This is a genomic window from Cryobacterium sp. Sr3 (assembly GCF_004402835.1).
In the GTDB taxonomy this organism is placed as follows: domain Bacteria; phylum Actinomycetota; class Actinomycetes; order Actinomycetales; family Microbacteriaceae; genus Cryobacterium; species Cryobacterium sandaracinum.
Map to the genome: position 1 here is coordinate 19,756 of NZ_SOFA01000042.1, position 23,183 is coordinate 42,938.

General features: G+C 66.0%; 14 protein-coding genes and 1 tRNA gene. 2 read left to right on the plus strand and 13 right to left on the minus strand.

Going from position 1 to position 23,183, the window contains the following annotated elements; all coding sequences use genetic code 11:
• Positions 1-5: 5 nt before the first annotated feature.
• From uvrA to polA, 6 genes are all read right to left on the minus strand, one after another.
• Entirely contained in the window at positions 6-2,873 is a 2,868-nt protein-coding gene (gene uvrA / locus E3N94_RS13815; protein ID WP_233191356.1) for an excinuclease ABC subunit UvrA, read from the minus strand.
• 98 nt (positions 2,874-2,971) lie between these two features.
• A complete protein-coding gene (uvrB, locus tag E3N94_RS13820; RefSeq protein ID WP_134342446.1) occupies positions 2,972-5,035 on the minus strand; it encodes an excinuclease ABC subunit UvrB in 2,064 nt (687 codons plus the stop codon).
• A gap of 10 nt (positions 5,036-5,045) precedes the next feature.
• Positions 5,046-5,675: a dephospho-CoA kinase gene (gene coaE, locus E3N94_RS13825; RefSeq protein ID WP_104100572.1), complete on the minus strand. Its 630-nt coding sequence runs from the start codon at positions 5,673-5,675 to the stop codon at positions 5,046-5,048.
• A gap of 99 nt (positions 5,676-5,774) precedes the next feature.
• Entirely contained in the window at positions 5,775-7,232 is a 1,458-nt protein-coding gene (gene rpsA / locus E3N94_RS13830; protein ID WP_104100545.1) for a 30S ribosomal protein S1, read from the minus strand.
• Between the two features lie 178 nt (positions 7,233-7,410).
• The gene (locus tag E3N94_RS13835; RefSeq protein ID WP_134570425.1) at positions 7,411-9,087 is read right to left on the minus strand and encodes a DUF885 domain-containing protein; all 1,677 of its coding nucleotides are present in this window, start codon (positions 9,085-9,087) and stop codon (positions 7,411-7,413) included.
• 75 nt (positions 9,088-9,162) lie between these two features.
• Complete coding sequence (polA, locus tag E3N94_RS13840) at positions 9,163-11,841, minus strand: DNA polymerase I (RefSeq protein WP_134570426.1); 2,679 nt, start codon at positions 11,839-11,841, stop codon at positions 9,163-9,165.
• Between the two features lie 56 nt (positions 11,842-11,897).
• Here polA and E3N94_RS13845 point away from each other — a divergent pair, with 56 nt between their 5' ends.
• Complete coding sequence (locus tag E3N94_RS13845) at positions 11,898-12,374, plus strand: hotdog fold thioesterase (protein ID WP_104100542.1); 477 nt, start codon at positions 11,898-11,900, stop codon at positions 12,372-12,374.
• 19 nt (positions 12,375-12,393) lie between these two features.
• Here the strand turns inward: E3N94_RS13845 and E3N94_RS13850 are convergent, their stop codons facing one another.
• Positions 12,394-12,999, minus strand: coding sequence for a response regulator (locus E3N94_RS13850; RefSeq protein WP_104100541.1), 606 nt, complete (start codon positions 12,997-12,999; stop codon positions 12,394-12,396).
• A gap of 38 nt (positions 13,000-13,037) precedes the next feature.
• Between E3N94_RS13850 and E3N94_RS13855 the strand changes: the two genes are divergently transcribed.
• A tRNA-Leu gene (locus tag E3N94_RS13855) sits at positions 13,038-13,123 on the plus strand.
• A 93-nt stretch (positions 13,124-13,216) separates the two neighbouring features.
• Here the strand turns inward: E3N94_RS13855 and E3N94_RS13860 are convergent.
• The 6 genes from E3N94_RS13860 to gltB all read right to left on the minus strand — a co-directional run bounded on the left by E3N94_RS13860 (position 13,217) and on the right by gltB (position 23,136).
• Entirely contained in the window at positions 13,217-13,696 is a 480-nt protein-coding gene (locus E3N94_RS13860; RefSeq protein WP_233191355.1) for a hypothetical protein, read from the minus strand.
• Entirely contained in the window at positions 13,693-14,613 is a 921-nt protein-coding gene (locus E3N94_RS13865; RefSeq protein WP_134570427.1) for a DUF6545 domain-containing protein, read from the minus strand. Before E3N94_RS13865 ends, E3N94_RS13860 begins: the two co-directional genes overlap by 4 nt.
• A gap of 122 nt (positions 14,614-14,735) precedes the next feature.
• Complete coding sequence (locus E3N94_RS13870) at positions 14,736-15,230, minus strand: hypothetical protein (protein WP_134570428.1); 495 nt, start codon at positions 15,228-15,230, stop codon at positions 14,736-14,738.
• A gap of 322 nt (positions 15,231-15,552) precedes the next feature.
• Positions 15,553-16,998, minus strand: a complete 1,446-nt coding sequence (gene pyk, locus E3N94_RS13875; protein ID WP_104100538.1) for a pyruvate kinase — start codon at positions 16,996-16,998, stop codon at positions 15,553-15,555.
• A 110-nt stretch (positions 16,999-17,108) separates the two neighbouring features.
• Positions 17,109-18,566, minus strand: coding sequence for a glutamate synthase subunit beta (locus tag E3N94_RS13880; RefSeq protein ID WP_104100537.1), 1,458 nt, complete (start codon positions 18,564-18,566; stop codon positions 17,109-17,111).
• Positions 18,559-23,136 (minus strand): glutamate synthase large subunit, encoded by a 4,578-nt coding sequence (gene gltB / locus E3N94_RS13885; RefSeq protein ID WP_104100536.1) that lies wholly within the window; start codon positions 23,134-23,136, stop codon positions 18,559-18,561. The genes E3N94_RS13880 and gltB overlap by 8 nt, the downstream gene beginning before the upstream one ends.
• Positions 23,137-23,183 lie beyond the last annotated feature (47 nt).

Below are 23,183 nucleotides of genomic sequence, written 5' to 3' on the forward strand. Positions count from 1 at the left end.
GGCGGTCAGTGTGCCGCCAGGATCTCCTTCAGGAACACGCCCGTGTGGCTCTTCTTCACGGTGGCGACGTGCTCCGGGGTTCCGGTGGCAAGCACGCGGCCCCCGCCGGAGCCGCCCTCGGGACCAAGGTCGATCACCCAGTCCGCGGATTTTATCACGTCGAGGTTGTGCTCGATCACGATTACGGTGTTGCCCTTGTCGACCAGGCTGTTCAGCACAAGCAGCAGTTTGCGCACGTCTTCGAAGTGCAGGCCGGTCGTGGGCTCGTCGAGCACGTACACGCTGCGGCCATTGGACCGGCGCTGCAGCTCGGTGGCCAGCTTGACGCGCTGGGCCTCGCCGCCGGACAGCGTCGTGGCGCTCTGGCCGAGGCGCACGTAGCCGAGGCCGACCTCGACGAGGGTGTTCAGGAACCGGTGGATGGACGAGATCGCCTCGAAGAAATCGGCGGCCTCGCTGATCGGCATGTCCAGCACCTCGGCGATGCTTTTGCCCTTGTAGTGCACGGTGAGGGTGTCGCGGTTGTAGCGCGCTCCCCCGCAGACCTCGCAGGCAACGTAGACGTCGGGCAAGAAGTTCATCTCGATTTTGATCGTGCCGTCGCCGGAGCAGGCTTCGCAGCGGCCGCCCTTGACGTTGAAGCTGAACCGGCCGGGCAGGTAGCCGCGCGCCTTAGCCTCGATCGTCTCGGAGAAGAGGGTGCGGATCTTGTCGAAGACGCCGGTGTAGGTGGCAGGGTTGGAGCGCGGCGTGCGCCCGATCGGGGCCTGGTCGACGTGGATGACCTTGTCGAGCTGCTCGAGCCCGGTGACGCGAGTGTGCCGGCCGGGGAGTTTGCGGGCGCCGTTGAGCCGGTTGGCCAGTACCCGGTACAGGATGTCGTTGACGAGAGACGACTTGCCCGATCCGCTGACGCCGGTCACGGCCGTGAACGTGCCGAGCGGGAAGCTGACCGACACCTTCTTGAGATTGTTGGCCTCCGCGCCGATAACCGAGATTTCGCGCGCCGGGTCGATCTCGCGCCTGGTGGCCGGGGTCGGGATGGATCTGCGGCCGGCAAGGTAGTCCCCGGTCAGCGACTCCGTGTTGGTGAGCAGGTCGGCGTAGGAACCGGAATGCACGACATGGCCGCCGTTGACGCCGGCGCCCGGACCGATGTCGACGACCCAGTCGGCCGTCTTGATGGTGTCTTCGTCGTGCTCAACCACGATCAGGGTGTTCCCGAGGTCGCGCAGGGTAACCAGGGTCTCGATCAGCCGTCGGTTGTCGCGCTGGTGCAGGCCGATGCTCGGTTCGTCGAGCACGTACAGCACCCCGGTCAGGCCGGACCCGATCTGGGTGGCCAGACGGATGCGCTGCGCCTCGCCGCCGGACAGGGTCGCCGCGGCCCGGGCCAGATTGAGGTAGTTCAGGCCGACGCGGATCAGGAAGTCCAGGCGCGCCTTGATCTCTCGCAGCACCTGCGCGGCGATGACGGCCTCCCGGTCGGTCAGCTCGAGCTTGTTCATGAAATCGCGGGCGTCGGTGAGACTGAGGTTGCAGACATCAGCGATGCTGGCCCCGTGCACGAGCACGGCGAGGACCTCGGGCTTGAGCCGGGTTCCGGAGCAGACGGGGCAGTCGACTTCGCGCAGGTATTCTCCCCAGCGGGCGCGCTGGGTGTCGGACTCCGCCTGCAGGTACTGACGTTCAATGTAGGGCACGACGCCCTCGAAGCCGGAGGTGTAGCTCATCTCCCGGCCGTAGCGGTTCTTCCACTTCACCTTGACCTCGAAGTTGTCGCCGCGCAGAACGGCGTCCTGCACCTCGGCGGGCAGTTCGCCCCACGGGGTGTCGAGGGAGAAGTCCAGGTCTCGGGCGAGCCCGTCGAGGAGCTTCTCGTAGTACTGGAACAGTCCCTTGCCCTGCGTGGTCCAGGGCAGCACGACGCCGTCCGCGATGCTGAGCTCGGGGTCGCCGAGAAGCAGGTCTGCGTCGACCGACATGCGCGTGCCGAGCCCGGAGCACTCAGGGCAGGAGCCGAAGGGCGCGTTGAAGGAGAATGTGCGCGGCTCGATCTCGGTGAGCTGCACGGGGTGGTTGTTGGGACAGGAGAGCTTCTCCGAGTAGCTTTGCCAGGCCTCGTCGCCCTCCCGGTCGACGTAGTTGATCTGCACGATGCCATCGGTCAGCTTGAGCGCCGTCTCAAGGGAGTCTGTGAGCCGGCTCAACAGGTCGGGGCCGGCGACCAGACGGTCGATGACCACGAAGATGTCGTGTTTGAGCTGCTTCTTCAGAACGGGCGGCTCGTTGAGCTGGATCGGGGTGCCGTCGACGATGGCGCGGGAATAACCGCCCGCTGCCAGTTCCTTGAACAGGTCGACGAACTCGCCCTTTTTTTGGGATACGACCGGGCTGAGCACCTGGTAACGGACGCCCTCATCGAGTCCCATCAGCTGGTCGGCGATCTGCTGCACGGTCTGTGCCTGGATGACCTCGCCGCAGACGGCGCAGTGCGGCACACCGATGCGCGCCCAGAGCAGCCGCATGTAGTCGTAGACCTCGGTGATGGTGCCCACGGTCGACCGAGGGTTGCGGTTGGTCGATCTCTGGTCGATGGAGACGGCAGGGCTCAGGCCCTCGATGAAGTCGACGTCGGGTCGGTCGACCTGGCCCAGGAACTGCCTGGCGTACGCGGACAGCGATTCGACGTAGCGCCGCTGGCCCTCCGCGAAGATGGTGTCGAACGCGAGCGAAGACTTGCCCGAGCCGGACAGCCCCGTGAAGACGACGAGCGAATCGCGCGGAATCTCGAGGTCCACGTTGTGCAGGTTGTGCACACGGGCGCCACGAACGTTGAGTTTTGATCCGGTCTCTACCTTGGAAATTGACACCATTCGATTCTATGCAGCGTCACGCGTCCAACCCTGCGAATCAGCACGCCCTGAGCGAACAAATGTTCGAAGTCTAGCCAGCCAGTCCAATCATCCGATCAGATGTGGCCGGCCTTCTCCATCTGGCGCAGCTCGCGCTTCAGCTCGGATACCTCGTCGCGGAGCCGGGCCGCGAGCTCGAACTTGAGCTCCCCCGCCGCCTCGAGCATCTGGCCGTTCAGGTCGGCGATAATCGACTCGAGGTCGTTCGCGCCGTTCGCGGCCAGTCCCTGCCGGCGCGGTGTCGCCGCGACGCCCTTGCGGCGGGTGTCGCGGCCGGCCAAAAGCTCGGCGGTGTCCGCCTCTTCCCGAGCGAGAACCTCAGTGATGTCAGCGATCCGTTTGCGCAGCGGGGTGGGATCGATGCCGTGAAGGGTGTTGTAGGCCACCTGCTTCTCGCGGCGGCGGTCGGTCTCGTCGATCGCGCGCTCCATCGAGGCTGTGAGCCGGTCGGCGTACATATGCACCTCGCCGGAGACGTTGCGGGCCGCGCGGCCGATGGTCTGGATCAGCGAGGTCGCCGAACGGAGGAAGCCCTCCTTGTCGGCGTCGAGGATGGCGACAAGCGACACCTCGGGCAGGTCGAGCCCCTCGCGGAGCAGGTTGATGCCCACGAGGACGTCGTAGACGCCGGCCCGCAGCTCAGTGAGGAGTTCGACGCGACGGAGCGTGTCGACATCCGAGTGCAGGTACCGCACCCGCACGCCGGCCTCGGTGAGGAAGTCAGTGAGTTCCTCGGACATCTTCTTGGTGAGCGTGGTGACCAAGACGCGTTCGTTGCGGTCGACGCGCTTGTGGATTTCCTCGAGAAGGTCGTCGATCTGGCCCTTACTGGGCTTGACGATGATCTGCGGGTCGATCAGCCCGGTGGGACGGATGATCTGTTCAACGATGCCGTCGGCGATGCCCAACTCGTACTTGCCGGGGGTGGCGGAGAGGTAGACGGTCTGGCCGACGCGCCCCTTGAACTCCCCGAATTTGAGCGGTCGGTTGTCGAGGGCGCTCGGGAGCCGGAACCCGTGATCGACGAGTGTGCGCTTGCGCGAGGAGTCGCCCTCGTACATGGCGCCGATCTGCGGCACCGTGACGTGGGACTCGTCGATGACCATCAGGAAGTCGTCAGGAAAATAGTCGAGCAGGCAATGCGGCGCCTCCCCCGGTTGCCGCTGGTCGATGTGCCGGGAATAGTTCTCGATGCCGGAGCAGAAACCGATCTGCTCCATCATCTCCAGGTCAAACTGCGTGCGCATGCGCAGGCGCTGGGCCTCGAGCAGTTTGCCCTCGCGCTCCAGCTGTTCAAGCCGTTCGGCGAGCTCCTCCTGAATGGTGCCGATGGCGCGCTCCATCACGTCCGTGCTGGCCACGTAGTGCGAGCCGGGGAAGACGGCAACGGAGTCGAGCTTCCTCACGATGTCGCCGGTGAGCGGATGCAGGCTGTAGAGCGCCTCGATCTCGTCGCCGAACATCTCGATGCGGATGGCGAGTTCTTCGTACATCGGGATGATCTCGATGGTGTCGCCGCGCACCCGAAAGTGGCCGCGAGAGAAGTCGATGTCGTTGCGCTGGTACTGCATGGCAACGAACTTGCGGATCAGCCAGTCCCGGTTGACCTGTTGACCGACCTGGAGAGCGACCATGGCCTCGAGGTAGCCTTCGGGCGTGCCGAGGCCGTAAATGCAGGAGACCGTGGAGACCACGATGACGTCGCGCCGGCTGAGCAGGGAGTTCGTGGTGGAGTGCCGTAGGCGCTCGACCTCCGCGTTGATCGAGGAGTCCTTCTCGATAAAGGTGTCGGTCTGGGGCACATAGGCCTCGGGCTGGTAGTAGTCGTAATACGACACGAAATACTCGACGGCATTGTTGGGCATCAGCTCACGGAATTCGTTCACGAGCTGCGCGGCGAGGGTCTTGTTATGGGCGAGCACCAGGGTCGGCCGCTGCACCTGTTCGATCAGCCAGGCCGTGGTCGCCGATTTGCCCGTTCCGGTGGCGCCGAGCAGCACGATGTCGGTCTCTCCGGCGTTGATGCGGCCGGCCAGCTCGGCGATCGCTGTGGGCTGGTCGCCGCTCGGCGTGTACTCGCTCACCACCTCGAACGGATTAACAGAGCGCGTGGGTTCCATGCTCGTCAGTCTACGGAGCGCCTCTGACAATGCGCTGCTGACCCTGACCCCGCACCTGGTCCCACAGCACGTCGACCTGCTCCAGGGTCTGCTCAAGAGTGCCGCCCGTGTCGATGACGACGTCGGCGATCCTGTGACGGTCGGCGTCACTGGCCTGGGCGCGGATCCGGCGCTCCGCTTCGCCGACATCCATCGCCCGCAGCTCCACCATGCGGCGCACCCGGGTCGGCTCGTCGGCCTGGGTGACGACGACGAGGTCGAAAGGATGGTCGACGCCTGCCTCCACCAGCAGCGGCACGTCGTACACGACGATCGCGTTGCGGTCGGCATCTTCCGCCTCGCGGATCAGTGCGTTCGAGCGCGCGCGCACCTCGGGGTGCACGATCGCGTTGAGACGGTCCAACGCCTCCGGGTCACGGAACACGACCGCGCCGAGCGCCACCCGGTTCAGGCTGCCGTCGGGCAGCAGCACCGCGTCACCGAAAGCATCCGCGATCTTGACAAGCCCCGGGGTGGCGGGCCCGACCACGACCCGCGCGAGTTGGTCGGCGTCGATGTGCACGGCCCCGTGCTGCACTAGCCGCCGCGCGACGGTGCTTTTTCCGGATGCGATCCCGCCGGTCAGTCCAATCAAGTACACACTTGCCATGCTAACGGCCCTCGATGGACGAACCGGCATCCGCCGGCGAAGCGAAAAAAGGCCGCACCCCGGAGGGTGCGGCCTTCAGTCAGCTCGGTGCTAGTTGGAGCTGGAGAGCTTCTCGCGCAGTGCTGCGAGGGCCTCGTCGTCCGCGAGCGTGCCGGCGCCGGCCGTCTCGTTCGAGAAGGTGTTGCCTGCGGCGGACGGGACATCGCTGACGGCGGTGATCTCGTCGTTTGCGGAGGCAACCTGCTTCTTGTGGGCTTCCCAGCGAGCCTGGGCTGCAGCGTAGTCCTGCTCCCACTTCTCGCGCTGGGTCTCGAAGCCTTCGCGCCACTCGTTGGTCTCCGGGTCGAAGCCCTCGGGGTACTTGTAGTTGCCCTGGTCGTCGTACTCGGTGAGCATTCCGTAGAGCGCCGGGTCGAACTCGGTGCCCTCGGGGTCGACACCGTCGTTGGCCTGCTTGAGGCTCAGCGAGATGCGGCGACGCTCGAGGTCGATGTCGATGACCTTGACGAAGACCTCGTCGCCGACCGACACGACCTGCTCGGCGAGCTCGACGTGCTTGCCGGAGAGCTCGGAGATGTGAACGAGTCCCTCGATGCCCTCGGCAACGCGAACGAACGCGCCGAACGGAACGAGCTTGGTGACCTTACCCGGTGCAACCTGGCCGATGGCGTGGGTGCGAGCAAAGACCTGCCACGGGTCTTCCTGCGTGGCCTTGAGGGAGAGCGACACGCGCTCGCGCTCGAGGTCGACCTCAAGGATCTCGACGGTGACTTCCTGGCCAACCTCGACGACCTCGCTGGCGTGCTCGATGTGCTTCCAGCTGAGCTCGGAGACGTGAACCAGACCGTCAACGCCACCCAGGTCGACGAACGCACCGAAGTTGACGATCGACGAGACAACACCCTTGCGGACCTGTCCCTTCTGAAGGTTGTTGAGGAACGTGGTGCGGCTCTCGGACTGAGTCTGCTCGAGCAGCGCACGACGGGACAGCACGACGTTGTTGCGGTTCTTGTCGAGTTCGAGGATCTTGGCCTCGATCTCCTGGCCCAGGTACGGGGTCAGGTCGCGAACACGGCGCAACTCGATGAGCGAGGCCGGGAGGAACCCGCGGAGTCCGATGTCCACGATGAGGCCACCCTTGACAACCTCGATGACCGAACCGGTGACAACGCCATCCGACTCCTTGATCTTCTCAACGTCGCCCCATGCACGCTCGTACTGAGCGCGCTTCTTGGACAGGATGAGACGGCCTTCTTTGTCTTCCTTCTGAAGAACGAGGGCCTCAACCAGGTCGCCGACCTTGACGACCTCAGAGGGGTCAACGTCGTGCTTGATGGAAAGTTCGCGGGAGGGAATGACGCCCTCGGTCTTGTAGCCCACGTCGAGGAGAACCTCGTCGCGGTCGATCTTCACCACGGTGCCCTCGATGAGGTCTCCGTCGTTGAAGAATTTCAGAGTCTTTTCGACCGCGGCAAGAAAGTCTTCAGCAGATCCAATGTCGTTGATGGCGACCTGCTTGGGTGCCCGTTCGGTCGTTGCGTTTGTCATGTAGTAGTTGCTCCAGGATGGACATAGTTCGGGCCACACACGGGAAAAACTCGTGCTCGTGCACCATGCATGGCGGTGGACAGTTCGTCACAAGCGTGACAGTCAAGCTTAGCTGTTTGCGGGAGAGGCCGGCAACTTGCCCGTCCCCCACCGAAACTACGCCGATCGACCCCGAACGTTAACCGAGCATCGCCGCCTGGAGGGTGTCCAGGCCGACCCCGCCGAGATCGAGGGCCTTGCGGTGGAACTCCTTGATCGAGAAGGCGTCACCCTCGCGCTCCCTGTACCTGTCCCGCAGCTGCTCCCAGATGCGCTGGCCGACCTTGTAGGACGGGGCCTGCCCCGGCCAGCCGAGGTACCGGTTCACCTCGAACTTGACAAAGCTCGCGTTCATGTTCACGTTCCGGCCCAAGAACTCCAAGGCGTAGTCGGCGGTCCAGGGGCCCGAACCGTCGGGCAGCTGCTTCTCGAGGTGCACGCCGATGTCCAGGACGACGCGGGCGGCGCGCATCCGCTGCCCGTCCAGCATGCCGAGACGGTCGGCCGGGTCATCGAGGTAGCCCAGCTGCTCCATCAGACGTTCCGCGTAGAGCGCCCAGCCCTCGGCGTGACCCGAGGTGCCGGCCAGCTGGCGGCGCCAGGTGTTCAGCTTGGCCCGGTTGTAGACGGCCTGGCCGATCTGCAGATGGTGGCCGGGCACGCCCTCGTGGTAAACGGTGGTCAATTCGCGCCAGGTGTCGAATTCGGTGATCCCGACCGGCACCGACCACCACATCCGGCCCGGGCGGGAGAAGTCGTCCGTAGGCCCGGTGTAGTAGATGCCGCCTTCCTGGGTGGGGGCGATCAGGCACTCGAGGCGTTTGATCTCGTCGGGGATGTCGAACTGGGTCTCGGAGAGCTCGGCGACGGCTCGGTCGCTGGTCTCCTGCATCCATTTCTGCAGGGCGTCGGTGCCGTGCAGCTTGCGGCTGGGTTCGGTGTCGAGGAACGCAATGGCCTCGGGCACGCTCGCGCCCGGCTTGATCAGGTCGGCGATGCTCTCTTGCTCGGCGACCATCCGCGCCAGCTCCTCTACGCCCCACTCATAGGTTTCGTCGAGGTCTATGGTCGCGCCGAGGAAACGGCGGGACTGCAGCAGGTAGAGGTCGCGACCGATGGCGTCGCGGGTGGGGGCCCTGCCCTCGAGCTCGGTGCCGAGGAAGTCCGCCAGCGTTCCATAGGCCGCGGCAGCGGCACGCGCCCGGGTGTCGAGATCCTTGGCCAGCGAGGCCGGGAGCGCTCCCGTGTCGTGGCCGGCGTTGGCGGCGAACTCGGCGAAGAAGCCGTCGTTCGCCGCGTGGCGCCGGGCCTGCAGGATGACTTCCTGCACTTGACGCCGGGCGGGCATACTGCCGCGCTCGATGCCGAGACGCAGGGTCTGGATGTAGCCGTCGATGGCCCCGGGCAGGGCGCGCAGACGGGCGGAAACGGTGTCCCAGTCGGCGACGGTGGCGGTGGGCATCAGGTCGAAGACCTCCCGGATGCCCTGGGCCGGCGACGCGATCACGTTCAGGTCGCGCAGCGGCAATCCGGCTTCGGCGCTCTCGACGTCGAGGGCGAGCGAGCTGCGCAGGTCGGTGCGGGTGACGACGTCGACGTCGTCGACGGCCGTGGCCGCGTCGAGGCGGGCGATGAAGGATCGGGCCGCGTCGACCCTGCGGTCCAGGCCGTCCGGGGAGTAGTCGCCGAAGCGGCCGTCAACCTCGGTGCGGCCGATGTACGTGCCCACGGTCGGGTCGATATCGACGAGGGTGTCCACCCAGTCCTCGGCGATCCGGTCGATCGGCGTGGGGGTGCGCTGCTTGTCGGTTGTCATGACCCGAGCCTAGAACACGCGCTCGACCACGGGCGGAGCGCCGGACCTCGCATTCGGGCGGCTGGTAGTCGCTGCCTAGTGGGCGGCGGCATCCCAGTTGTCGCCGCGGCCGACCTGCACGTCGAGCGGCACCAACAGGTCCGCTGCGGTCTCCATCCGGTGCGTCACGACCTGGCGGAGCGCATCCCACTCCCCCGGGGCAACCTCAAAGATCAGTTCGTCGTGTACCTGAAGCAGCATGCGCGACTCCAAATTGCCGTCGATCAGGTCCACGGCGATCCCGTTCATCGCGATCTTCATGATGTCGGCGGCCGACCCCTGGATCGGCGCGTTGAGGGCCGCGCGCTCCGCGTTCTCGCGTACGACCCGGTTGGCGCTGTGCAGCTCGGGGAACGGGCGGCGGCGGCCGAATATGGTGGCCGTGTAACCATCTATTTTGGCCTGCTCGACGACATTGCGCAGGTAGTCGCGTACCGCGCCGAACCGGGCGAAGTAGTCTGTGATGAGCTGCTTGGCCTCCTTCGTCTCGATGCGCAGCTGCCGGGACAGCCCGAAGGCGCTCAATCCGTAGGCCAGGCCGTAGGACATGGCCTTGACCTTGGAGCGCATCTCGTTCGTGACGTCTTCCGGCGCCACGCCGAACACGCTTGCGCCGACGAACCGGTGCAGGTCTTCGCCGGCGTTGAAGGCCTCGATCAGTCCCGCGTCGCCGGAAAGGTGCGCCATGATGCGCATCTCGATCTGCGAGTAGTCGGCGGTGAGCAGGCATTCGGCCCCGTTGGCCGCGTGGAATGCGGCCCGGATGCGGCGGCCCTCCTCGGTGCGCACCGGGATGTTCTGCAGGTTGGGGTCGGTGGAGGAGATCCGACCGGTGGCCGTGCCGATCTGCACGTACGTGGTGTGGATACGTCCCGTCTTGTCGATGGCCTTGTCCAGGGTCTCCACGATCTGGCGCAGCTTGGTGGCGTCGCGGTGCTGCAACAGCATGTCAAGGAACGGATGCGGGTTGCTGGCCTGCAGGTCGGCCAGAGCCCCGGCATCCGTGGAGAACCCGGTCTTGTTCGCCCGGGTCTTGGGCATGCCGAGCTGGTCGAACAGCACCTCCTGCAACTGCTTGGGTGAACCGAGGTTCACCTCGCGGCCGATCTCGGCGTAGGCGCCGGCGGCCAACCCGGCGGCGCGCTCGCCCAGCTGGCCGGACAGTGCCGACAACTGGTCATGGGAGACGGCCACGCCGGCCAGTTCCATGTCGGAGAGTGCCAGCAGGGTGGGCATCTCGATGGTGGTGAGCACCTCGCGGGACCCGTCGTCGAGCAGCGCGTCGATGGCCGCGGCCACCCGGAACGTGTACCAGGACTCCACCGGCACGCCCCCGGCCTCGTTCTCGGCCGGGATCAGCTGGTTGGGGTCGGTCACCGGCAGGGTTTCGCCCAGGTATCGCAAGACGAGGGTGGCGAGGGTTTTGTCCGGCACCCCGGGGCGCAGTAGCCAGCCCGCGATCAGGCTGTCGAACACCAGCCCCGAAAAGTCCAGGTTGCTGCGGCGGAGCGCCTTGATCTGGCTCTTGGCGTCGTGCATGATCTTGGGCGAGTCGCTGGCCAGCCAGGCCTCGAATGCGAGGTAGTCCGTGCGTCCGGGCTGCCAGGGCAGGTTTACCGACTCGGTCGGTCCGGACACTCCGAAGCCAATGGCCTTGCCCTCGTGTACCTCGACGGAGAGAGCGAGGCCCTGCGGGGAGGCGACCGTGGCCCGGGCGATCCACGCGGCCAGCTCCTCGTCGAGCAGGTCCTGGGCGGCGGGCGCCTGAGGCGCGGCGACCAGCACTTCCTCCGGCACGACCACGGCGACGCCTTCGGTCGCGCCGGCGCCCTCAAGCTTGATCACGCGGTCAAGCAGGGTGCGAAACTCGAGCCGACCGAACACAGCGCGCACGGCCGGTTCGTCGATGGGGCGCCGCACGAGGTCGGGGAGCTCCACCGGGAGGTCGAGGTCGGTGACGAGGTGGTTGAGTCGCCGGTTGCGGATCGCGTTCTCTTTCTGCTCGCGCAGGTTGTTGCCGACGACGCCCTTGATCTCCTCGGCGTGTTCCAGGATGCCGTCGAGGCTGCCGTAGAGGCCGAGCCACTTCACGGCGGTCTTCTCCCCCACCTTGGAGATCCCGATCAGGTTGTCGCTGGTCTCGCCGACCAGGGCCGCGACATCCGGGTATTGTGCCGGCTCGATGCCGTACTTCTCGCGCACCCGGGCCGGGTCGTAGCGGGTGAGCGCCGAGACGCCCTGGCTGGCCGGGTAGAGCAGGGTGACGTTTTCGTTGACGAGTTGGATCGTGTCCCGGTCCCCCGAGACCACCAGGACATGGAAGCCTTCCTGGTTGCCGCGCACGGACAGTGTTGCGAGGATGTCGTCGGCCTCGAAGTCTTCCTTGGTCAGCGTCGTGATGTTCATCGCAGCCAGGGCCTCCTGCAGCAGCGGCACCTGCCCGATGAACTCGCTTGGCGTGCTGGCCCGCGTGCCCTTGTAATCGGCGTATTCGCGCGTTCGAAAGGAGAACCGCGAGATGTCGAACGCCACGGCGATGTGCGTGGGCTTCTCGTTGCGCAGCAGACTGAGCAGCATGGACAGGAACCCGTGGATGGCGTTGGTGTGCTGCCCGTCGTGGGTCTGGAAACTGTCCACGGGGAGGGCGTGGAACGCCCGGTAGGCCAGGGAATGGCCGTCGATGATCATCAGGGTAGGCTTTTCGGAATCTGACACAGAGATAGCCTACAAGCGTCATCCGGCGCGGGCAGGTGCAGCGACCGAAGGTAACTATGATCCAGCAGACCACGGACGCCCTCGAGTGGGTCCAGCAGCGGGGAGCCGGCTCCCTGGCCGAAAAGATGGGCATCGAGTTCGTCGAGTTCACCATCGAGCGCGCGGTGGCACGGATGCCCGTCGAGGGCAACACGCAACCGGCGATGCTCCTGCACGGTGGCGCCTATGTCGTGCTGGGCGAGTCGCTGGGCTCGATGGCCGCCAATCTGCACGCCGGTCCCGGCCGCCTGGCGGTGGGGATCGAGATCAATGCCACGCATACCCGGTCGGCGACGTCGGGCTTCGTCACGGGTGTCTGCACGCCGGTGCACCTGGGCCGTACGCTCACGACGCACGAGATCGCGGTCACGGATGATCAGGGCCGGCGCTGCTCGACGATCCGGATCACCAATCTGATCAAGGAACTGACGAACCGGCCCGAGGCGCAAGACCCAAGGCTTGAAAAACGGCCAGGCATCAACCTCGAAGGGTGATCTGCCCGGCTGCCGAAGGTTACTTCTTGGCGCTGAGCTGCTCGATAATCGCCTGGGCGACGTCGTGCATGGTGAGCCGGCGGTCCATGGACGCCTTCTGGATCCACCGGAAGGCCTCGGGCTCGGTGAGCCCCATCTTCTCGTTGAGCAGGCCCTTGGCCCGGTCGACGAGCTTGCGGGTCTCGAAGCGCTCGACGAGGTCGGCCACCTCGGCCTCGAGGGTGATGATCTGGCTGTAGCGCGACAGCGCGATCTCGATGGCGGGCAGCAGGTCGTTCGGGGTGAACGGCTTGACCACGTAGGCCAGCGCGCCCGCTTCCGTGGCGCGCTCGACGAGTTCTTTCTGGCTGAACGCGGTCAGCAGCACGACGGGGGCGATGTGCGCCTTGGTGATGCGCTCGGCCGCGGAAATTCCGTCGAGGTGCGGCATCTTCACGTCCATGATGACCAGGTCGGGCCGCAGCTCGGTGGCCAGGGCGACAGCGGTTTCTCCGTCGCCGGCTTCACCGACCACCTCGAATCCGGCGTCGCGGAGGATTTCGACGATGTCGAGGCGGATGAGGGACTCATCCTCGGCAACGACAACGCGGCGAGGAGGTACTGGGGTGGAGTCTTGGTCGGTCACGGGGGAAAGCCTACGGTATTCTGGAGCAGGTGTTGTGAGCCGGTGTGGCGGAATGGCAGACGCGGAGCACTCAAAATGCTTTGTTCGCAAGGACGTGTGGGTTCGAGTCCCACCACCGGTACCAACACCCCCAGGCAGAAATTTCCGCCGAGTCGGGCCGTTTCGGCTCTGCCGGGGCCTCAGCGCCAGTCGGCGCGTCGGCCAGCCCGTCAGCCCGTCAGCCCTCAGCGGGCCGCGCGGCATCGCCGCGCTGCATGTCCTCTTCCAGGAGCGCGGTGATCGACCGCAGCGTCTCCGGGGACACATCCCCGAGCGTGCGTGCCGCGAAGTTGACCACGCGCTGGGCACGCAGGCTTTTCACGAACGCGAGCTGGGAATCGACGCGGTCGGGGAGGTCGCAGTCAGAGCCCAGCAGGTACTCCGGCGGGATACGGAAGAACTCGCCGATGCCCGTGAGCAGGTCGACGTCTGTCACGAGAGGCCCGTCCCCGGTGATCATGTAGGCCCACCGGGCTCGGGAGAGCGACAGGCCCCGCGCCTGCAGTCCCGCGGCGATCTGCTTGTAGGTGTGCGGCGTGTTGCCCTCGGCGACGACCACGTCAAGCAGGAGGTTGAGCTTGCGTGCCAGTTCCCGCTGCGGACTGATCGGTTCGCCGGGGATGCTGGGCCCGTCGTCGGCTGCTCGCGGGTCAATCACGATGTGTGGTCCTGTCGGGGTGTCGCGGGGCGGGCAAGGGTGGTGACGATCGAAGCTGCGGCGGGGATGGCCCGCACGTGGTTCTCGGCGGCGTTGATCAGTGTCCGTTCGGATACCGTCAGGCTCTGGTCTGGGTTGAGGAGCAGGCTATCCCGCACCTCGACGTAACGCCGGTACAGGTGAGCGCCGGGATCCCGCACGAGGAGCAGCCCGACGCGCGAGAGGTCGCGCTCGATGCTGAGCTCCGGAGATCCGGCCAGCAGGCGCTCCCACAACGGAGTGATCTGCCACAGCAGCACCCGGTTGCGGCTGGTCTTCGCCAGGGCCTGGATACCCACTTCCATGGCAGTCAGACCCAGACCCAGGCCGAGGCAGACGGGAGCGGTGGCGAGGGCGATGTGGTAAGCGGTGTAGGGCCACCCGTCAAAGGAGAAGTCCGGACTGAGAAGGGCTGCGGTCACGCTCGCGAAGCTGACGATCGTGTAGACCAGAACCCCGAGGCAACCGAGCACAACGAGAGCGAGAGACGCCCGAGTGATCAACCGATGCTGAAGGCGTAGATCGGACGCGCATGCCGCACCTACCGACACGGAGAAGAGGGCCATCGCAATCCACGTGGTGGACGAGTAGGCGGCGAAATCCCAACGATTCGGAAAAGCCTCGTGGATCTGGTCTCGAAAACGCCAGTCTCCGCCGAAGAATAGGACAGCTTGGGCGGTGACAATTGCGCCGGTGACGAGTGCGGTCACCTGATTCCTACGCCGCGTGAGACCGCCCACGGACACGGCCTCCTGCACGATGCCGTCCAGGAGACCAATGGTAACGATCGCCGTTGCATGAAAGCTGAAGTAGGCGACGTTGTCCCCACCCAGTAGTCCGTCGACGGCGTTGTACACGACGTAAGGCTGCAGGGTCATTGTCGTCCCGAAAGCAACGAGGACCCAGAAGAGACGGCGACGACGACCGCGAAGGAGTGACGGCACGCACAATATTGTGGCGATCCAGATCAACGCCGACACCGATAGCAGGATGATCTGCACTACAGCACCCGGCCGAAACCGGTTCGGGGGCCGTTGGCCGTTTCGGCGCTGTCTCCGAACATGATCAGGGCCAGCCGGTCGCCGATCGCCTCGGCCAGGGCTTCCTGCTCGTCGGTGAAGTTGCTGCGGGACAGCGCGTATGCGATCGAGTCGAGCGGGATGAGGGGTGCGAGCAGCGCGACCCGCTCGGCCGGCATCAGCTGCTTCTCATGCCGCAGGATCATGTGGCCGAACTCATGGTTGATGAACTGCTGGCGGTGCACGGCGGAGTCCGTCGGCGCATGGTGGATGCGCTCGAAATTCTCCCCGGCGACCTCGATCCACAGCCCGCAGACTCCGGATTCCACGAGCCGCGGACTCGCCGCACGAATCAGGATCGCCTTGCCGCGCAGACCTTCCATGTACCGGTGCAGCGTCGCGGCGGTCAGCGGACGCGGGAGGGTGAGGGTGGCCACCAGTTCGCGCGCCAGCTCGGTGCGTGCTTCGTAGTTCACGTCCTGCTCCCCCCTGTGCGCCGCTGTCCCGTGGCGCCGGACCGTGACATTAGACATGTCCAACAGGTGTTAGCCTGAAATGAGGTTGGACATGTCCACGCTACCGGGTCGGGGGACCCGCGCACGCCACGGACCGTCCAGTCACGCTCCGGTTCGGAGTGTTCACGCGCACAGCCTCATGGGCGACACTGAAGGGGAACAGGGTGTCGCCCGGGGGCGGTGGGTCACAGAATCACGGCGCTCGGCTGTGCCGCGCAGATTTGACAGCACGAGAAAGCCCCGCCACCCGAAGCCGGGCGGCGGGGCTTTCTCCGTCGCGGCGCTACTTCTTCGCGTACGCCGGGTGAACTTCATTGTGGGCATCGCCGACGCGGTGCACACGGATGTCGTTCGTGGAACCCGCGATGCCGGGAGGGGAACCGCTGATGACGACGACCTTGTCACCGAGCTGTGCCAGACCCTGGCCCAGCAGGATGTCATCCACCTGTCCGAACATGGCATCCGTGTGGGTGACCCGGTCGACCAGGTAGGTCTGGATGCCCCAGGTGAGGGCCAGTCGACGACGGATACCGGGCTCCGGGGTGAAAGCCAGCATGGGGATCTTCGACCGCAGCCGGGACATCCGTCGGGCCGAGTCACCGGACTCCGTGAAGATGCACAGGAACTTCGCTTCGACGAACTCGGCGACCTCGATGGCGGCGAGGGTAATCGCACCGCCCTGGGTACGCGGCTTGTTCGTCAGCGGAACGATACGCTCCAGGCCGTGGTCCTCGGTCGACGCGACAATCCGCGCCATCGTCTGGACCGTGACGACGGGGTACTCGCCGACGCTGGTCTCGCCACTGAGCATGACCGCATCCGCGCCGTCGAGCACGGCGTTGGCGACGTCAGACGTCTCCGCGCGGGTCGGCACCGGGCTATGGATCATGGACTCGAGCATCTGCGTCGCCACGATGACCGGCTTGGCCATGCGACGAGCGAGCTCGACCGCCTGCTTCTGCACGATCGGAACGGCCTCGAGCGGCAGCTCCACGCCCAGGTCGCCACGGGCCACCATGATGGCGTCGAACGCGTCGACGATGCCCTCGAGGTTCTCCACGGCCTGCGGCTTCTCGATCTTCGCGATCACGGGAACGCGGCGTCCTTCTTCGGCCATGATCTCGTGCACGCGGGTGATGTCGGCGGCGTCCCGAACGAACGACAGCGCGATCAGGTCCGTGCCGAGGCGGAGACCCCAGCGCAGGTCGGCCTCGTCCTTTTCGGACAGGGCCGGCACGTTGACGGCGACACCGGGCAGGTTGATGCCCTTGTTGTTCGACACGGGGCCGGCAACGATCACCTTGGTCGTCACGACGGTGTCGTTCGTGGCCACCACCTCGACCTTGACCTTGCCGTCGTCGATCAGCAGGAAGTCGCCGGGCCTGACGTCCTGGGGCAGGCCCTTGTACGTGGTGCCGGAGAGTTCCTTGGTACCCAGGATTTCTTCTGTGGTGATCTTAAAAATGTCTCCGAGGGCAAGTTCGTAAGGGCCGCCTTCGAATTTTCCGAGACGGATCTTCGGTCCCTGCAGGTCGACCATGACGGCGACGGCACGACCGGAGTCGTTCGCTGCTTTGCGTACATTCGCATAAACACCCTCGTGGACCTGGTAGTCCCCGTGGCTCAGGTTCATCCGGCAGACGTCGACACCGGCATCGATAAGGGCACGAATTTGATCGTAGCTGGCTGCTGCCGGCCCGAGCGTGGCGACAATTTTGGCGCGTCTCATTCTGAAAGAACTCCGGTTTCCGCGCTGTTTCGGCGCATATTCTCTGTTGATGGTTGGGAGACCACGGGGTGGTGGATCTCTTGGAATCGAATCACTGGATCAGTGACCAATCAGATTGCGAAGGCATGATCGGACGGTTTGACCGGTGCAGGCAGTTGCGTCTCGCCTTCGAGGAATTTGTCGACGGCTGCCGCAGCAGCCCGACCTTCGGCGATCGCCCAGACGATGAGCGACTGGCCACGGCCGGCATCACCAGCAACGAACACGCCTTCATGGCTGGTCTGGTAATTAACGTCACGCTCGACATTACTCCGCCCATCGACCGGCACGTGCAGCTGGTCGGTCAGCTCGCGTGATTCAGGACCGGTGAAGCCCATGGCCAGGAGAACCAGATCCGCAGGGATCTCGCGCTCCGTTCCGGCCTTGGGCACCCGGCGTCCGCCCCGGAATTCGGTCTCGGCCACGCGGATGGCGCGCACCTCACCCGCTTCGTTGGCCAGGAACTCCACCGTCGACACCAGGTACTCGCGGTTGCCGCCCTCTTCGTGGGCGCTCGACACCTCGAACAGCGTCGGTGACAGCGGCCACGGCTGGTGTTCCGCCCGTTCCATGCCCGGTTGGCGGCCGATGGCGAGATTCGTGACGGATGCCGCGGCCTGGCGGTGCGCGGTACCGATGCAGTCGGCGCCGGTGTCGCCGCCGCCGAGTACGACCACGTGCTTGCCCTCGGCGGTGATCTGCTGGTCAACAGTGTCGCCGGCGCCGACCTTGTTCTGCTGCACGAGGTATTCCATGGCGAAGTGCACTCCGGGCAGGTCGCGCCCGGGGATCGGCAGGTCGCGGGGTACCAGGGCCCCCGTGGCGACCACCACAGCGTCATAGCGGGCCCGGAGGTCATCCCAGGTGATGTCGACCCCGATGGTGACGCCTGCTCGGAAGCGGGTGCCCTCGGCCGTCATCTGGCCGAGTCGGGTCTCGAGGTGCTTCTTCTCCATCTTGAAGTCCGGGATGCCGTAACGTAAAAGCCCGCCGATCCGGTCGTCGCGCTCGAAGACCGCCACCGTGTGACCGGCCCGCGTGAGCTGCTGCGCGGCCGCGAGGCCGGCCGGGCCAGAGCCGACGACCGCGATCGTCTTGCCGGTGAGGCGTCCGGGCGGCTGGGGCTGCACCCATCCGTTGGCGAAGGCCTGGTCGATGATGGAGACCTCAACCTGCTTGATCGTGACCGGCGGCTGACTGATTCCGAGAACGCAGGCCGACTCACAGGGTGCCGGGCAGAGACGCCCGGTGAACTCCGGGAAGTTGTTGGTGACATGGAGACGTTCGATGGCCTGTCGACCCTCGTCCCGCCAGGTGAGGTCGTTCCATTCCGGAATGATGTTGCCGAGCGGGCAGCCCTGCTGACAGAACGGCACACCGCAGTCCATACAGCGGCCGGCCTGGCGTTTCAGTTGCGTCGCGTCGCCCTGCTCGTAGACCTCTTTCCAGTCCATCAGACGAACGGAAACGGGACGGCGGGCCGGAAGCTCCCGGTCCGTGGTCTTGAGGAATCCTTTCGGATCAGCCATTGGTTGCCTCCAGAATGCGGTTCCAAACGACGACGCCATCGGGGTCGAGGCCCTCGTCGACGGCGATCTGCCTGGTTGCCAGGACGGCCGCGTAGTCGCGCGGTAGCACCTTGACGAATGTGGACATGGTGGTCTCGAAATCGGCCAGCAGCCGGGCCGCCAGGGCGGACTCGGTCTGGTCATGATGCTGTCCGAGCAAGTCGCGCACGATCTCGCGGTCCGCGCCGCCGAGCGGCAGAAGTGTGAGTTCGCCGGAGTCGAGGGCCTGCCGGTTGACATCCTCGGTACGAAGACCGTAGACGTAGGCGGTTCCGCCAGACATACCGGCACCCAGGTTGCGCCCCGTTTCGCCCAGGATGACCGCCAGTCCCCCGGTCATGTATTCGAGGGCGTGATCTCCGACGCCCTCGACGACGGCGGTGGCCCCGGAGTTGCGCACCAGGAAGCGTTCGCCCACGATGCCGCGGATGAACATGCTGCCCTGGGTCGCGCCGTAGCCGATGACGTTACCGGCGATCACGTTCTGCTCGGCCGGGAACAGGCTGCCCCGGTCGGGTCGCACGGTGATCTGGCCACCGGAGAGACCCTTGCCGACGTAGTCGTTGGAGTCACCCTCGAGCCGCAGGATGATGCCGCTCGGCAGGAACGCGCCGAAGGACTGTCCGGCGCTGCCGGTGAGAGTGACGTCGATGGAACCGGACGGCAGCCCGTTCTCGCCGTGGCGCACGGTGACCTCGTGGCCGAGCATGGTGCCCACGGCCCGCTCGGTGTTTCGGATGGGCAGGGAGATCGAGACCTGCCCACCATGTTCAAGCACACTGGCGCTCTGCCGGATCAGTTCGTTGTCGAAGTGGAGCTCAAGTTCGTGCTCCTGAGGGCGACCGGACTGCCGGGGCTCCCCCGCGGAGAAGTCCGGACCGACGAGGATGGGCGACAGGTCGAGTCCGGAGGCCTTCCAGTGCGTAAGCGCCCCGTTGACGTCGAGCACCTCCCGGTGGCCGATGGCCTCGTCGAGGCTGCGGAATCCGAGCTCGGCGAGGTACTCGCGCACCTCCTGAGCGATGAACTCGAAGAAGTTGATCACGTGCTCGGCCTTGCCAGTGAAACGTTTGCGCAGCTCGGGATTCTGGGTGGCCACCCCGACGGGGCAGGTGTCCAGGTGGCAGACGCGCATCATGACGCAGCCCTCCACGATCAGCGGGGCGGTAGCGAAGCCGAACTCCTCGGCGCCGAGCAACGCTCCGATGATGACGTCACGGCCGGTCTTCAACTGGCCGTCGACCTGCAGCACGACCCGGTCGCGCATCCCGTTGAGCATCAGGGTCTGCTGCGTTTCGGCCAGGCCGAGTTCCCAGGGGGTCCCCGCGTGCTTGAGGGAGTTGAGCGGGCTCGCGCCGGTTCCGCCGTCGTGACCGGAGATGAGAATGACGTCGGACAGGGCCTTGGCCACTCCGGCGGCGACCGCGCCGATACCGGACTGGCTGACCAGCTTGGTGTGGATGCGTGCGGTCGGATTCGCCCGCTTCAGGTCGAAGATCAACTGTTTGAGGTCTTCGATCGAGTAGATATCGTGGTGCGGGGGCGGCGAGATCAGGCCGACGCCGGCGGTCGCGTGCCGGGTGCGGGCGATCCACGGGTAGACCTTCGTGGGCGGCAGCTGGCCGCCCTCGCCGGGCTTGGCTCCCTGCGCCAGCTTGATCTGGATGTCGTCGGCGTGGGACAAGTACATGCTGGTCACACCGAACCGGCCGGATGCCACCTGCTTGACGGCGCTGCGTCGCTCCGGGTCGAGCAGGCGGTCAAGGTCTTCTCCACCCTCACCGGTGTTGGACTTGCCCCCGAGGCGGTTCATTGCGATGGCGAGGGTCTCGTGCGCCTCGGCGGAGATCGATCCGTAGCTCATCGCCCCCGTCGCGAAGCGCTTCACGATCGAGGAGATCGGTTCCACCTCGTCCAGCGGCACGGGGTGGCGCTTGCCGGTGGTGAAGGTGAACATGCCGCGCAGCGTCATCAGGCTCGTCGCCTGGTCGTCGACGAGTTTCGTGTACTCGCGGAAGATGTCGTAGCTGCGCGTGCGGGTGGAATGCTGGAGCCGGAAAATGGTGTCCGGGTTGAACAGGTGCGGAGACCCGTCGCGGCGCCACTGATACTCACCTCCGGTCGCGAGGCGTTCGTGCGCGGTGACCGCGGCATCCTCGGGGTAGGCGGCCCGGTGCCGGGCCTCATTCTCGGCCGCGACCACCTCGATGCCGATGCCGCCGAGCTTGCTCGTGGTGCCGGTGAAGTACTGGTCGATGAATTCCTGGCTCAGTCCCACGGCCTCGAAGGTCTGCGCGCCGGCGTAGGAGGAGACGGTCGAGATCCCCATCTTGGACATGATCTTGAGCACGCCCTTGCCGAGGGCCTTGATCACGTTGCGCACGGCCTGTTCGGGCGTGCCGGTCGTGATGTAGCCACTGCGCACCAAATCCTCGCACGTTTCCATCGCAAGGTACGGGTTCACGGCGGATGCGCCGTAGCCGATCAGGAGGGCGACGTGGTGCACCTCGCGCACATCGCCGGCCTCGACCACGATGCCGACCTTCATGCGGTTCTCGGTGCGGATCAGGTGGTGGTGAACCGCGGCAATCATCAGCAGCGACGGGATCGGGGCCAGATCCTTGTTGGAATCCCGGTCGGACAGGACGAGGAACATCGCGCCGTCGTCGATGGCGGCGTCGGCCTCGGCGCACATCTCCTTGATGCGGGCCTCCAAGGCGTCCGGCCCGTCTTCGAACCGGTAGAGCCCGCGAATGGTCCTGGTGGTGCGGCTGCCCGGCGCGGTGTCGATGTGCTGGATCTTCGCCAACTCGTCGTTGTCGATCACGGGGAAATCGAGCACGACCTGCCGGGCGTGCTCGGGGCCCACCGAGAGGAGGTTGCGTTCCGGACCGAGCCCGAGCTTGAGGGAAGTGACAACTTCCTCGCGGATCGAGTCGAGCGGCGGGTTGGTCACCTGAGCGAACTGCTGCGTGAAGTAGTCGAAAAGCAGCCGGGGTCGGTCGCTGAGCACGGCGATGGGGGTGTCGGAGCCCATCGCGCCGAGCGGTTCCCCGCCGAGGCGAGCCATCGGCGCGAGCAGGATGCGCACCTCCTCCTCGGTGTAGCCGAAGGTGCGCTGGCGGCGCACGACGGATGCCGGCGGGTGCACGATGTGCTCCCGCTCGGGCAGATCCTTGAGGTTGATGCGCCCGGCGTCCAGCCAGGTTCCCCACGGCTCGCTGGCCGCGAGGTCGGCCTTGATCTCGTCGTCTTCGATCAGGCGTCCGGCGACCGTGTCGACCAGAAACATCTTGCCGGGACGCAGGCGGCCCTTGCGCACCACCCGGTTGGGGTCGATGTCGAGCACCCCGATCTCGCTGGCGAGCACGACGAGGCCGTCGTCGGTGATGAGGTAGCGGCCGGGGCGCAGCCCGTTGCGGTCGAGGGTGGCGCCGACGAGGGATCCGTCGGTGAACACGATCGCGGCCGGGCCGTCCCACGGCTCCATCAGCATGGAATGGTACTCGTAGAACGCACGGCGTTCGGCGTCGAGGTCGGTCTGGTTCTCCCAGGCCTCCGGCACCATCATCATGACGGCGTGCGGGAGCGAACGCCCCGACAGGCTGAGCAGCTCAACGACCTCATCGAACGAGGCCGAATCGCTGCCGCCGGGGGTGACGATCGGGAGCAGCGGCGCCAGGTCGCCGAGCAGGTCGGATTCGAGCTGCGACTGGCGCGCCTGCATCCAGTTGCGGTTGCCCTGAACCGTGTTGATCTCGCCGTTGTGCGCGATCATGCGGAACGGCTGCGCGAGCGGCCAGGACGGGAACGTGTTGGTGGAGTAGCGGGAGTGCACGAGGGCGAGCTTGGAGACGAAGCGCGGATCGGACAGGTCCGGGTAGAACGGCTCCAGCTGAAGCGTCGTGACCATACCCTTGTAGACCACGGTGCGACAGGACAGTGAGGCGAAGTAGATCTCCAGCTCGCGTTCGGCACGCTTCCGCAGCCTGACTGCCTGGCGGTCCAGCGCGATGTCGCCGAGCGTGTCGCCGGCCTCGGTCGTGCGGGCGCTCTGCACGAACAGTTGCTGGATGGCCGGCATGGCCGCGCGCGCCAGGGTGCCGACCTCGTCGGGGCGCACGGGAACTTCGCGCCAGCCGAGGATCACCAGTCCCTCTTCGAGGGCGATCCGGTTGATCTGGCGCTTGATGCCGCTGCGCTTGGTGGGATCGATCGGCAGGAACACATTGCCGACGGCGTAGCGGCCCGCCGCGGGCAAGGCGAAATCGGTGACCGACCGCAGGAACTCGTCGGGAACCTGAGTGATGATGCCCGCGCCGTCTCCGGTGCCGGCATCCGATCCGACCGCACCGCGGTGCTCGAGGTTGCGCAGCGCGTCGAGGGCGAGGGTGATGATGTCGTGCCCGGCGGTGCCCCGAAGCGTGGCAACCATGGCGAGGCCGCAGGCATCGCGCTCATCGGCCGGGTTGTACAAGCCCTGCGGCTTCGGCACTGCGCTGAAGCGCGAGAAGAGGGGTGTTTGCGGCATTGGACCGTCCTCACAAAAGTAACTGGCGAGTGGGGACGACGCTGGCC

Excerpts from the sequence above, each read along its gene's own strand:
- uvrB (WP_134342446.1), bottom strand. The coding sequence starts at position 5,035 with ATGGAACCCACGCGCTCTGTTAATCCGTTCGAGGTGGTGAGCGAGTAC.
- rpsA (WP_104100545.1), bottom strand. The coding sequence starts at position 7,232 with ATGACAAACGCAACGACCGAACGGGCACCCAAGCAGGTCGCCATCAAC.
- E3N94_RS13835 (WP_134570425.1), bottom strand. The coding sequence starts at position 9,087 with ATGACAACCGACAAGCAGCGCACCCCCACGCCGATCGACCGGATCGCC.
- E3N94_RS13845 (WP_104100542.1), top strand. The coding sequence starts at position 11,898 with ATGATCCAGCAGACCACGGACGCCCTCGAGTGGGTCCAGCAGCGGGGA.
- E3N94_RS13865 (WP_134570427.1), bottom strand. The coding sequence starts at position 14,613 with ATGACCCTGCAGCCTTACGTCGTGTACAACGCCGTCGACGGACTACTG.
- pyk (WP_104100538.1), bottom strand. The coding sequence starts at position 16,998 with ATGAGACGCGCCAAAATTGTCGCCACGCTCGGGCCGGCAGCAGCCAGC.
- E3N94_RS13880 (WP_104100537.1), bottom strand. The coding sequence starts at position 18,566 with ATGGCTGATCCGAAAGGATTCCTCAAGACCACGGACCGGGAGCTTCCG.
- gltB (WP_104100536.1), bottom strand. The coding sequence starts at position 23,136 with ATGCCGCAAACACCCCTCTTCTCGCGCTTCAGCGCAGTGCCGAAGCCG.